Origin of the sequence: Streptomyces sp. NPDC058001 (assembly GCF_042886315.1) — a bacterium.
Lineage (GTDB): Bacteria > Actinomycetota > Actinomycetes > Streptomycetales > Streptomycetaceae > Streptomyces.
This window is the reverse complement of record NZ_JBHVQT010000001.1, coordinates 694,278-706,624: the sequence shown is the minus strand read 5'-3', so window position 1 is coordinate 706,624 and position 12,347 is coordinate 694,278. Positions and strand designations below refer to the sequence as shown.

Below are 12,347 nucleotides of genomic sequence, written 5' to 3'. Positions count from 1 at the left end.
AGCACCCCGCTCCCCGGGTAGGCGGGGCGAGTGAAGGGAGTCGGACCGGTCGGGGAACACCCTCAAGAAACGGCCAGATTCATTCGACCACGCACAACGATTCGACTACGCACAACGGCAGTTGAGCCCCGGGAGAGTGCGTTGAGGGAGTCGGCCTACTTCACCGGCAAGTGATACGCGATCCGGTACCGATCCGCCGGTACCACGATGTCCGCCGTCTCGACCGCTCGGTCCGACGCGTAGAACGTCCGGCTGATCACGATCACCACATGCCCCGGCACCCCCCCTAGCGCCATCAACTCCTCGGCCAGACCGGGCCTCGCGCCGACCTCCTCCGTGACGTTGTCCACGACCACGTCGATCGCGGCCATCCGCTCCGCCACCCCCATCCCACCGAGCGGACCCTCCTCGGGGAGCATCACCGGGGTGCGTCCCGTGACGGCGAGCGGCTCCCATGAGGTGGAGAGCATCATCACCTCACCGGCGTCGCGGTACACATACCGCGTACACATCACCCGCTCCCCCGCCTTGATCCCGAGCCGGTCGGCGACGGCCCGGTCCGCCTCGGCCTGCTCGCTCCGGGACTCCCAGGTCCCGCGCGCACCGGCCTCCGCCTGCTCCTGCTTGAAGGGCGTCGCCCCGATCGACGGCCGATACCCGGACCGCGAGATCGGCCGCGGCTCGGGCTGCTCCCGTACATAGGTGCCGGATCCCGACCTGCCCTCGACCAGCCCCTCGGCCATCAGCACCTTGCGGGCCTCCAGCGCGACGGTGTCCGATACGCCGTACTCCTCGCGGATGCGGGCCTGCGACGGGAGCCGGGTAAGGGGCGGCAGCGAACCGTCGACGATCTTCTTGCGCAGATCCCCCGCGACGCGCAGATACGCCGGCTGTTCACCGAATGTCACTGGCCACTCCCATCAGATTGACAGACAGCAACAGCCTGGCAACCGTGGGTTGTTGACCGCAAGCGGAGGCCAAAGAATCACTCGAAGTGATGACGGGCCTTTACCCAGCGGGTTTCCGCAGGTATACCCGCGTCACACACCGAGCCGCGTCACACGCCGACCCGCATCACACGGGTCCGCGTCACACATCGGCCCCCGCGCCCGGGTCCACCGCGTCACCGGAACCGCCACCGGAGCCACCGGAGCCACTCCCGCCCCCGGAGCCACCCCCCGTATCCCCGTTCGCGCCATCGCTCGGCGGTGTCGTCTCCAGCGACAGGGCCTCGCGCACCGGCACCGTCTTCTTGTTGTCGATCAGCGCGGCGCCCTTGTCGTAGTGGACATAGAACGTGTCCGCGTCGGACGCCTTCGCCGCCCGCTCCCACTCCTTGCGGGCCGCGTCCAGGTCACGGATCAGCGCGGCGACCGGCCCGGCGCTGTCCGAGGGCCAGTCGTGGTCCCGGAGCATCCCGGCCTGCTTGTCGAGCGCGTCCGCGACCCGCGTCGCCCACTTCTTGTGGCCGGGCAGATCCTTCTCGACGTACACCTCCTCGGGCGCGGAGTCGAGCGCCGTGTTCAGCACTCGCGCGGCCTTCAGATAGGCGGCCTGGTCGGGGTCGAGCGTCGTCTCGTCGTTGCGCAGCGACCCGGTGAGCTGGGCACCCGCGTCGGTGTTGCCGAACAGGCAGGTGATCTCACGGTCGCCGAAGGACCAGCTGTCACGGGTGGGCGTGAAGTAGTAGACCTCCGCGTACTCCGGAACGGCCCAGGCGTCCATCGCGTACGTGGGCATCAGCGCATAGCACTTCTCGTCGGCGGTGTCCGTGATCCGCTCGTCGCCGGGGTAACTCCCCTTGGGCATGGAGAAGTTCGCGAACACCTCACCGTCGTGCTTCCCCTCGCAGGACACCGTCTCGACGTCGTAGGTGACGCCTTCCAGGCTGCCGTCCGGGGTGTTGAAGCACTCGCCCTTGGCGACGGAGAACGTGACGCTGTCCCGCGCGGCGTCCTCGAAACCTTCACGGAACCCGTCCACGAAGGCGCCCACCCCGCCCGTGGCCAGCATGAGCACCATGAGCAGCGAGCCGGCGCCGGAGAGCACCATGCCGGTGATGGCCATGGGCTTCCCCCGCTCCCCCGTCTTCTTGATCCGGGCGAGCGCGACGATCCCGAGGATCAGCCCGACCAGCGGGAGGCAGCACAGGATGCCGAAGACCAGCGAGGTGATGGCGAAGCCGTTGAGCGGGGGCGGCGGCTGCTGCGGCACATACCCGTAACCCCACGGCGGATACGGACCCGGCGGCTGCCCGGGATACCCGTACCCGGGCGGACCCTGCGGACCAGGACCAGGACCCTGCGGACCGGCACCGTAAGGACCCGCGCCGTACGGACCAGGACCCTGCGGAGCGGCACCCCCCGGACCAGGACCGTACGGACCAGGCCCCTGCGGACCGCCATCCGTCGGCGGCGGCGCGTACGGATTCGGCTGCCCCTCGGGCTGCTGCGGCGCGCCCGAGCCGGGCGGCGGGGGTATGTCCACGGGTACCGTGCTCCTGGTGGTGGTTCCTACGACCGGCGACCTCCGCTCCTGCGGACGGCTGCGCGCATCGTATGCGGGGCACGGGCGGCGACGGAACGCGGGCTGACCTCGCACTCCCGGTCCCGCCGCCGCGATAGGAGAACAGAACCGGTCAGAACAGAACCGGTCAGAATGCGGCGGTCAGAACTGAAGCGCCCAGGAGTCGATCCGCCCGGTGTCCTGCGCCGCGTTGTCGCTGACCCTCAGCTTCCACGTCCCGTTGGCCACCTCGGACGAGGCGTTCACGGTGTACGTGGTGTTGATGTTGTCCGTGCTGCCGCCGGTCCCGTACGCCTTGAGCGTGTACGCCGAGCCGTCCGGGGCGATCAACTGGACCTGGAGGTCACCGATGTACGTGTGCACGATGTTCACCGGGACGCTCAGCGCGGCCGGGGCGTTGCCCGGGACGCCGGTCACGGTGATCGGGGACTCGACCGTGGCGTTGTCGGCGATCGCGTAGTCCGTGGTGTTCTCGAACCGCGGTCCCGGCGGGTTCGTGGTGCCACCGCCCACGTTCAGGAGGCGGTTGGGCGAGCCGGTGCCGGCGTTGGTGACGACGCCTGTACTGGACGCGGCGACCAGACCGGCGCTGACCTGGGCGGGCGTCGACGCCGGATTGGCGCCGAGGTAGATCGCCGCCGCGCCGGCCACATGCGGCGACGCCATCGACGTACCGGAGATCGTATTGCTCGCCGTGTCACTGGTGTTCCACGCCGAGGTGATCGACGAACCCGGCGCGAAGAGGTCCAGCGAGGTGCCGGTGTTGGAGAAGCTGGAGCGGGCGTCGGTGCTGGTGGTCGAGCCGACCGTGATGGCCTCGGCCACGCGCGCGGGCGAGTAGTTGGACGCGTTGAGGCCGTCGTTGCCCGCCGCGACCGCGTAGGTGACACCGGAGGCGATGGAGTTGCGGACGGCCGTGTCGAGGGCCGTGTCCGCGCCGCCGCCGAGGCTCATGTTGGCGACCGCGGGCTTGACCGCGTTACGGGTCACCCAGTCGATACCGGCGACGACCTGCGCGGTGGTGCCGGAGCCCGCGTTGTTCAGGACGCGGACCGCGACGATCTTGGCCTTCTTGGCGACGCCGTAGGAGTTTCCGGCGACCGTGCCCGCGACATGTGTGCCGTGGCCGTTGCCGTCCTGGGCGACGTTGTCGTTGTCGATCGCGTCGTACCCGTTGGAGGCGCGGCCCCCGAAGTCGCTGTGGCTGATCCGGACACCGGTGTCGATGACATAGGCGGTGACGCCCTCGCCCGCCGCGTCCGGGTACGTGTACTTGCTGTCCAGCGGCAGCGACTTCTGGTCGATACGGTCCAGGCCCCACGACGGCGGGTTGGTCTGGGTCGCGTCGATGTGGAAGGTCCGGTTCTGGACGACCGACGCGACCGCCGGGTCGGCCGCGAACTTCTTGGCCTGCCCCTCCGAGAGGCGTACGGCATAGCCGTTGAGGGCCTTGGTGTACGTGCGCTCGATCGTCGCGCCGTACTCCTTCGCGAGCGCCTTGCCCTCGCTCGAACCCGAACGGGCCGCGCTGTCGCGGAGGGTGACGATATAGCTGTCGGCTATCGCGCCGGGCGCGCCCGCGTACTGGATGCGCCCTTCCTGCTGCTGGGGGGCCGCGCTCGCGGGGAGTGCGGAGACGGCGCCGAGTACGAGGGCGGCGGCCGTGGCGCCGAGTACGCCGACGGTGGGGAGTCTTCGTCGTGAACGGGCGCCCGACTGGGCGCGGGCATGACGCATCACTGCCATCTGAGGGGTCCTCCTCGTCGATGGTGCGCTGGTGGGGGGAGGTGCGTGTGCTGTGCGCGGAACATGCGGGTGCGCTGGGCGCGGAACATGGGTGTGCCGAGCGCGGAACAGCGGAGCGATCGACGTCAGGGTCATGCCAACACCGGCCGCTTTGCGAAAGATTGACGGTCACACAGGAAATCCACAAGAGGCCCTGGGAGACGTAACACACGTGCCACATACACGCCATGACACACAGTCACCACGCACCTCCCCCGCCTCTACGCTGCGCTCATGACACCGATGTCCGACCCACCGTCCACCCCCGGCACCCCCTCCCCACCCGACGGCACCGGCAGCAGACCCCCGCACACCGCCCTCCCCGACCGCTTCTGCCCCGCCGACGGCACCCGCGTCCCCGGCGCCTCGCCCGCCTGGTGCTGCCCGGTCTGCCGAGGCCCCCTCGACCTGGACTTCTCGCCGAACCCGGCACCGCTCAGCTCCCTCGCCGGACGCGTCAACTCCCTGTGGCGCTACACCGAGGTACTGCCCCTGGCATCGCCCTCGGTCTCCCTGGGCGAGGGCCGCACCCCGCTCGTAACGCTGACGGACCGGATCTCGGCGAAGCTCGACTACCTGATGCCGACACTGTCGTTCAAGGACCGTGGCGCGGTTCTCCTCGCCGAGCTGGCGACCCGGCTGCGGCCCGACCGGGTGATCACGGACAGCAGCGGCAACGCGGGCACATCGGTCGCCGCGTACTGCGCCCGCGCCGCGCTGCCCTGCACGGTGTACGTCCCGGAGGGCACGTCGCCGAAGAAGCTGGAGCAGATCGGCGCGCACGGCGCCCGCCTGGAGATCGTCCCCGGTGACCGCGAGGCGGCGGCCACCGCGGCCCGTACGGCGGCCGACGAGCCCGGCACCTTCTACGCCTCGCACATCTACAACCCGTACTTCCTGCACGGCACGAAGACCTACGTCCACGAGCTGTGGGAAGACCTCGGCGGACGGCTGCCCGAGGTGCTGGTCGTCCCGGTCGGCAACGGCACGCTGCTCCTCGGCGCGGCCCTCGCCGTCGCCGAACTGCACGGCGCCGGACTGATCGACCGGCGGCCCGCGCTGTACGCGGTCCAGGCCGGGGCGGTCGCGCCGCTGGCCGAGGCGTTCCACGCGGGCGCGGACGACCTGGTGGGCGTCACCCCGGCGGCGCCGACCTTCGCGGAGGGCATCGCGATCACCCGTCCCCCGCGCGCCCGGCAGATCCTGCGCGCGGTCCGCGCGTCGGGCGGCACCTTCCTCACCGTCACCGAGGACCAGCTCCGGCACGCCCAACTCGACCTGGCCTCAAGGGGGTTGTACGTGGAGTCGACGGGCGTCGCGTGCTGGGCGGCGGTACGCGACGGGGTACTCGGCACCCGTACCGCCGTGGTTCCGCTGTGCGGGGCGGGAGTGAAGACCGGCCTCGCCCAGGGGTGACCCGGGACGGACTCCGGAACGTTCGCGAGGGTGAAGGCGGCGCCCGTCCGTGGGACAGCCCCGGCGCGCGTGCGGCGACGCGCGCCGCCCCCGGCCCAGGGTCGGACGGTGACCCTGCCGCGTATCCACCGTCCACTCGCCCCGGCCGTCGCCGCCGCCCTCGCCCTGTTCCTGCCGGCGCCCGCCGCGTCCGCCGGCACACCGGAACCCGACGCGGGCGCCTGCGCCCCGGGCTCCCCCGGCTGGTCCCCTTCGACCACCCGCGTCGACGCGGCGGACACCTACCACGCGTACGTCGGCAACGGCTATCTCGGCGTGAGGGTGCCGCCCGCGGGGACGGGCTACGCCGCGTCGGGCGGGAAGACGGGCTGGCCGCTGTACACACCGCGCTACGACGGCGCGTTCGTGTCGGGCCTGTACGGGCGCGGCCCCAAGAACACCGCCGGGCGGGACGCGATCGCCGCGCTGCCGAACTGGACCGGGCTCGACGTCACCGCGGGCGACGACACGTACGGGCCGAGGAGCCGCGTGTCGCACTACCGGCAGACGCTGTTCCTGCGCTGCGGATTCGTCCGTACGTCGATGACCTGGACGGCGGCGGACGGCCGCAGGACGGACCTGGAGTACGACGTCCTCACCGACCGCACCTCGCCGCACACCGGCGCCGTACGGCTGCGGATGACACCGCACTGGGACGGCGAGGCCACCGTCACGGACCGTATCGACGGGCGCGGCGCGCGGCGGATCACCCAGACCGGGGGCGGCGCGGCCGGCAAGCGGTCGATGGCGGTCACGTTCCGTACCGAAGGCGTGGGGGAGACGGACGGCGCCGTCGTCTCCACGCTGCGGGCCCCCGGGCGCACCCGAGCAGCCCGCCCCGCAGAGCAATTGAGTGTCAGTCAGTCCGCCGTCTTCCCGGTACGCGCGGGCAAGACGTACGAGGTGACGAAGTACGTCGGCGTCGACACGGCGCTCACCTCGCGGTCACCGGGCGACGACGCACGGGCAGCGTCGCAGCGGGCCGCGGCCCGGGGCTGGGGCGAGTTGTTCGCCGCGCACACCGCCGCCTGGCGCGACCTGTGGTCATCGGACATCGAAGTGCCGGCCCGCCCCGACCTCCAACTCTGGCTGCGCGCCGCCCAGTACGGCCTTCTGGCGTCGCTGCGCGAGGGCAACCGGAACAGTGTCGCGCCCGCCGGACTGACCAGTGACAACTACGCGGGGCAGATCTTCTGGGACGCCGAGACCTGGATGTTCCCCGCCCTCCTCGCGACCCACCCCCCACTCGCCCGGCCCATCCTGGACTACCGGGACCGCACCCGCCCGGCCGCCGCCGACAACGCGGCGAAGACCTGGGTCAAGGGCCTGTTCTACCCGTGGACCAGCGCCCGCGACGGCGACCTGTGGAAGGAGTGCCAGAGCTGGTACCCGCCGCACTGCGTGACACAGAACCACCTCCAGGGCGATATCGCGCTCGCCGCCTGGCAGTACTACCTCGCCACCGGCGACCGCACCTGGCTGCGCGAGCACGGCGAGCCGCTGCTGCGCGGGATCGCCGAGTACTGGGCGTCCAGGGTGACCGCGAACACCGACGGCAGCTACTCGATCAAGGACATCGCCGGACCCGACGAGTACAGCAACGGCGTCAACGACGGCGTCTACACGAACGCGGTCGCCGCCACCGCGCTGCGCGCCGCCGTCCGCGCGGCCCGCACCACCGGCACCACGGCCCCCGCCGCCTGGACGACGATCGCGGACCGGCTGCGCATCCCGTACGACCCGGCACGCAAGGTGTTCCTCCAGTACGACGGCTACAAGGGCACGCAGATCAAGCAGGCGGACACCGTGCTGCTGATCTACCCGCTGGAGTGGCCGATGCCGGAAGGCGCGGCGGCGGCGACCCTCGACTACTACACCGCCCGCACCGACCCGGACGGTCCCGCGATGACGGACTCGGTGCACGCGATCGACGCCGCCGCGATCGGCGAACCGGGCTGCGTCACCTGGACGTTCCTCCAGCGCGCTTCGCGGCCGTTCTACCGGGGCCCGTTCGCGCTGTTCTCGGAGGCGCGCGGCACGAAGGCGGGCGCGAATGACCCGCTCGCCGGCACACCGGCGCAGGACTTCCTCACCGGCAAGGGCGGCTTCCTCCAGGTCTTCACCCACGGTCTGACGGGCCTACGGCTGCGCGAGGACGCCGTTCTGCGTCTCGACCCGACGCTGCCGCCCCAACTCGCCCATGGGGAAGAGGGGGTGACGCTGCGTGGGATGCGGTGGCGGGGTCGGACGTACGAGATCGAGATCGGGCCGCACGAGACGACGGTCCGGCTGGTGTCCGGCGCGCCCTTCGAGGTCGACAGCCCACAGGGCCGCTTCACCGTCGCGCCGGGCGAGCCCGCCGTACTGAAGACCCGCCGGCCCGACCTCACACCGACGCCCGACCTGGCGCGCTGCCGCCCGGCGACGGCGACATCGGAGGAGCCGGGCCTGTACGCGGCGGCAGCCGTGGACGGCAATCCGACGACGGCCTGGCGCCCGGGGACCGCACACGCGTCCCTGACCGTGGACCTCGGCCGCACGGCCCCGGTCACGACGATCGGAGTGACGGGCACACACGCGTACCGGCTGGAGACATCGACGGACGGCAAACACTGGACGGCGTACGCGCCGGGGAACACGGCACGGTGGGTACGGGTGACGGAGACGGGCGTAAAGCCGGAGGAGGTAACGGAGTTGACGGTTCGTTAGTTATCAGCTCACTCAGTCCCGCACGCCCGCCAGCCGAAGCTGCTCCTCCTCCACAATGCGGCGAGCCAAGGCCCCGTCCGAGATATCCACCGCTTCCGGCGCCGCATCCGCGACGTCACTGCGGCGCGCATACGTGTCGAAGAGACGGGACTTGTTCTCCAGGATGTCGAGCATGCGCTGGTCCACGGAGTCCGCCGCCAGCAACCGGTGCACCTGGACCGGCCGGACCTGCCCCATCCGGTGCGCGCGGGCCACCGCCTGATGCTCCAGGGTCGGTTTGACCTGCGGCTCGCACAGGATGACGACGGACGCGGCCTGGAGATTGAGCCCGACGCCCCCCGCCTCGACCTGGCAGAGCAGCACCGCGTGCCCGTCGGCGGCGGTGAAGTCGTCCACGATCCGCTGCCGCCGCGCGGCGGCCACGTCACCGGAGATCGGCCCGAACACCGGCCCGAACTTCTCGTCCACCAGGGCCTGTTCGACGGTACGGAGGACATCGCGGAAGTAGGAGAAGACGACGACCTTCAGACCGTTCGCGGCGGCCTCGTCCACGAGTTCGCGCAGCCGCGCCAGCTTCGCGGAGGTCTCCGCGCGGGCGTACCCGGCCCGGCGCATCGCCATGAAGTTCCCCTCGGCCACCGCCGTCCGGTACGCGTCCTGGTCGGCCGCGCTGAACTCCTCCCACTCGTCGACCCGTAGCAGCGCGGGCAGTTCGGTGAGGACGTCCTGCTGGTTGCGGCGCAGATAGGCGGGCGCGACCGCCTTGCGGAACGCCTGCGAACCGGCGGCGGCGTCACTGCCCTGCACCGACTTCAGCAGCTCGGGTCTGAGTTGACGGACCAGGCTGCGGAACTCCTCGACGCGGTTCTCCATCGGCGTACCCGTGAGGAACAGCACGCGGTCGCAGCGGCCTGCCCAGGCGGCGACGGCTCGGGAGCGGCGGGCGTCCGGGTTCTTGACGTAGTGTGCCTCGTCCACGACGAGCAGCGCGGGCACCGGCCACCGGGACGCGGCACCGTCCGACCGGACCGTGTCACCGTCACCGTCACCGTCACCGGTCGGCAGCCCGTGCAGTACGTCGAAGGTCGTGATCGCGACCCCGCCCCGTGCGCCACTCCGCGTACGCGTCAAGGCGGTCCGGGCCGTGCACCGGCACCGCCTTCAGCGCGCTGCGGGCCCGTACCTCACGCGTCCAGTTGATGAGGACGCTCGCCGGGCAGACGACGAGGAAGTGCCGGTGTCCCTCGGTCACGAGATGGGCGAGCGCGGCGATGGCCTGCACGGTCTTGCCGAGACCCATCTCGTCGCCGAGTACGACACGGCGCTGCGCGAGCGCGAAGCGCGCACCGAAGGACTGGTACCCGCGCAGGGAGACCCGGCGGTGGGTGTCGTCCAGTGGCTGTGCCCGTACCCGCTCGGCGACCTCGGCGGGCAGGAATCCCTCGGCGGCCTCCGGGTCGGGCCCGCCGCCGGAGACCTCGGCGAGCAGGCTGTAGTACTCGGCCGACCGCAGCTCGAAGTCGACCCACGCCGCTACGTCGGACGCGGGCTCGCGCAGCAGGTCGACGGTCGACTGCCCGATCAGCAGGGGCAGTTCGCGGGCGGCGGACTCGGCGGCGAGCTGCCGCAGTTCGGCGACGGCGGCGAGCGCGCGCTCGCGGGTGGCGCGGCGCGCGAACAGCATCCGCAGCCGCCGGGTCGCGGGCCGGGCCTGCGGTACGAGCGCGGCGAGACGCGTGTCGAGCCGCTCGGCCGCGTCCACGGCGCGCCGCAGCCCCGGGCCCGCCTCGACAAGTCGGTGCAGGGCGGTGACCAGGGCGGTCGTCCGCTCGTCGGGGGCGTCGACGTCGACCCGTACGGATACGGTCTCCTCGACCGCGCGGGCGATCCGCCGGGCGGCGGCGAGCGCCTGGTCGGCGGTCTGCGGGCCGACGCCGGGGATCTGCCGCAGCTCGTGCCGGCTCGTCTCGTACACCGCGCGGACCGTGGCGAAGCCGGCGGCCTCGACGGCGGTCAGCCGCAGCCGGCCCTCGGTGACGTCCTTGAGCCGGCCGACCGGTATGCCGCCCAGCTCCTCGGCGACGAGTCCGTCCCGGATCGGGGTGAGCGCCGCGCGGACACGGGCGCGGGCGTGCTCGTGGTCGGCGAGGAGGGTCCGGGCGGAGCCGTGCAGCCGCTCCGCCCCGGCGATGAGGGCCTTGCTCTGCCGCCGCGTGAGCGGCACACCACCACCGGTCACCGTCGTCTCCACCCCCCTGCCCGTCACGTCGCCCCATGCTTCCACGCCGCACCGACAACGTGCCGCCGGCCGTCGGCAGGAGGACGATGGCGAGGAGGAGGGAGGCCACGAGAACCATGAGCACCCGGCGCACGACGGTCGTGAATCTGAAGGGGCACCGCGACGACCCCGCGTACGAGGATGTCGTCTACGTCGGCCGCCCCATGCACCGGGGCGGCTGGCACCTGGCGGGCTCCCCGCTGTACTGCCCGTACCGGCCGGGCCGCGACGGCACCCGCGAGGAGATCGTCACCCGCTACCGCGCCTACCTGCTGGCCCACCCGGAACTCCTCGCCCTGCTCCCCGATCTGCGCGGCCACCGCCTGGGCTGCTGGTGCGTGCCGCTGCGCTGCCACGCGGAGGTGATCGCGGAACTGGCGGACAAGGGGATGTCGTAGCCGCCTGTTACGTTCGCCCCATGACCGCACCCCAGGGGCCAGACTCAGCACCGGACACGGCACTTGACGCTTCCGGCGCCCTCCTGGCCCGTATCGCGAGCGACCGGGCCCTGGCGGACTTCCTGGCCTGGCCGGGCGACTTCGACATCGAACGCCGCGACCCCGTCGAGGACTTGCGGCTGCCGACGGGCAGACCGCTGTACCCGATCGCGGGCTGCGGCGCGGGCGGCACCTACTTCCTCTGCGGCCCGCCGCACACCGCGCACCGCCCGGTCCTGTACGCGGACTCGGAGGGCCAGGCGACGCTGATCGGCGAGGACCTGACGGAAGCGGTACGCCTGATCGCGAGCTTCCCGTACTGGCGTGACCTGGGCCGGGGCTTCCCGCCGGCGGAACTGGAGGCGGAACTCCAGGAGGACCACCCGGATCTCGACGCCCGGCGCACCGCCGTCCTCACCACCCTGAACCTCACCCCCCTCACCGTCCCCGAGACCCTGACCCACCTCCACACCTGCGCGACCCACACGGCCCCGGACCACATCCCGACGTCAACAGAACACAACGAGCCGTACGACCTACTTCTAACCCCACCCCGAACACCCGCTACGGATGCGCCATGACCGAACTGCCCGACTGGATGCATCCGCCGCGCGCGGAAGGCTGGTTGGCGGAGGACCTGGACCACCTCCCGGACGCACCCCGTCACACCGAGCTGATCCACGGAGCGCTCGTCTTCTTGGTGGCGCCCCTGCCCTGCCGGCACGGAGAGGTCGTCACCCTGCTCGCCGCCGCCCTCAGGGAACAGGTGCCCTCCCATGTCAGGGTCGGCCGTGAGATGACCGTAAAGCTCGACGAACGAAACCGACTCGCACCGGATCTGCTGGTGACGACCGCCGACCACGACGGAGACCGGACCTGGTTCACACCGGACGAGGTGCGACTCGTCATCGAGGTCGTGTCACCCGAGTCCGCCCACCGCGACCGCACCGTCAAGCTCCGCAAGTACGCCGAGGCAGGCATCCGGCATTACTGGTGCGTCGAGGACGAGAGCGGCGCCCCCGTCGTCCACGTCTACGAGTTGGACGAAGCGACCAGCGCCTATGCGCCCGCCGGCATCTTCCGGGGCGTCCTGAAGCGCCCCGTGCCCTTCGAGATCAGCCTCGATCTGGACAAGCTGGGACCGTGACGCTGTTCGG

At 71.6% G+C, this 12,347-nt stretch carries 8 protein-coding genes and 1 pseudogene; 5 read left to right on the top strand and 4 right to left on the bottom strand.

Annotated features, from left to right (window positions below):
* Positions 1-155: 155 nt before the first annotated feature.
* From ACFVT5_RS03310 to ACFVT5_RS03300, 3 genes are all read right to left on the bottom strand, one after another.
* Positions 156-908 carry a GntR family transcriptional regulator gene (locus ACFVT5_RS03310; protein WP_389880842.1) on the bottom strand — a complete coding sequence of 251 codons (753 nt, stop codon included), beginning with the start codon at positions 906-908 and terminating at the stop codon, positions 156-158.
* 181 nt (positions 909-1,089) lie between these two features.
* Positions 1,090-2,214, bottom strand: coding sequence for a DUF4190 domain-containing protein (locus ACFVT5_RS03305; protein WP_389880840.1), 1,125 nt, complete (start codon positions 2,212-2,214; stop codon positions 1,090-1,092).
* Positions 2,215-2,667: 453 nt separating this feature from the next.
* The gene (locus ACFVT5_RS03300; RefSeq protein ID WP_389880837.1) at positions 2,668-4,272 is read right to left on the bottom strand and encodes a S8 family serine peptidase; all 1,605 of its coding nucleotides are present in this window, start codon (positions 4,270-4,272) and stop codon (positions 2,668-2,670) included.
* 282 nt (positions 4,273-4,554) lie between these two features.
* Here ACFVT5_RS03300 and ACFVT5_RS03295 point away from each other — a divergent pair, with 282 nt between their 5' ends.
* Positions 4,555-5,727 carry a threonine synthase gene (locus tag ACFVT5_RS03295; protein WP_389881017.1) on the top strand — a complete coding sequence of 391 codons (1,173 nt, stop codon included), beginning with the start codon at positions 4,555-4,557 and terminating at the stop codon, positions 5,725-5,727.
* Positions 5,728-5,841: 114 nt separating this feature from the next.
* Positions 5,842-8,475 (top strand): discoidin domain-containing protein, encoded by a 2,634-nt coding sequence (locus ACFVT5_RS03290; protein ID WP_389881015.1) that lies wholly within the window; start codon positions 5,842-5,844, stop codon positions 8,473-8,475.
* A gap of 12 nt (positions 8,476-8,487) precedes the next feature.
* Here ACFVT5_RS03290 and ACFVT5_RS03285 read toward each other — a convergent pair.
* Positions 8,488-10,741: pseudogene (locus ACFVT5_RS03285) on the bottom strand (DEAD/DEAH box helicase).
* An 89-nt stretch (positions 10,742-10,830) separates the two neighbouring features.
* Here ACFVT5_RS03285 and ACFVT5_RS03280 point away from each other — a divergent pair.
* The 3 genes from ACFVT5_RS03280 to ACFVT5_RS03270 are packed head-to-tail and all read left to right on the top strand — an operon-like array spanning position 10,831 to position 12,337.
* Entirely contained in the window at positions 10,831-11,151 is a 321-nt protein-coding gene (locus tag ACFVT5_RS03280) for a DUF4326 domain-containing protein (protein WP_389880835.1), read from the top strand.
* Between the two features lie 20 nt (positions 11,152-11,171).
* On the top strand, positions 11,172-11,771 hold the full coding sequence (locus ACFVT5_RS03275) for a hypothetical protein (protein WP_389880834.1): 600 nt from the start codon (positions 11,172-11,174) through the stop codon (positions 11,769-11,771).
* Positions 11,768-12,337, top strand: coding sequence for a Uma2 family endonuclease (locus ACFVT5_RS03270; protein WP_389880832.1), 570 nt, complete (start codon positions 11,768-11,770; stop codon positions 12,335-12,337). Before ACFVT5_RS03275 ends, ACFVT5_RS03270 begins: the two co-directional genes overlap by 4 nt.
* Positions 12,338-12,347 lie beyond the last annotated feature (10 nt).

Excerpts from the sequence above, each read along its gene's own strand:
- ACFVT5_RS03280 (WP_389880835.1), top strand. The coding sequence starts at position 10,831 with ATGAGCACCCGGCGCACGACGGTCGTGAATCTGAAGGGGCACCGCGAC.
- ACFVT5_RS03270 (WP_389880832.1), top strand. The coding sequence starts at position 11,768 with ATGACCGAACTGCCCGACTGGATGCATCCGCCGCGCGCGGAAGGCTGG.
- ACFVT5_RS03275 (WP_389880834.1), top strand. The coding sequence starts at position 11,172 with ATGACCGCACCCCAGGGGCCAGACTCAGCACCGGACACGGCACTTGAC.
- ACFVT5_RS03295 (WP_389881017.1), top strand. The coding sequence starts at position 4,555 with ATGTCCGACCCACCGTCCACCCCCGGCACCCCCTCCCCACCCGACGGC.
- ACFVT5_RS03300 (WP_389880837.1), bottom strand. The coding sequence starts at position 4,272 with ATGGCAGTGATGCGTCATGCCCGCGCCCAGTCGGGCGCCCGTTCACGA.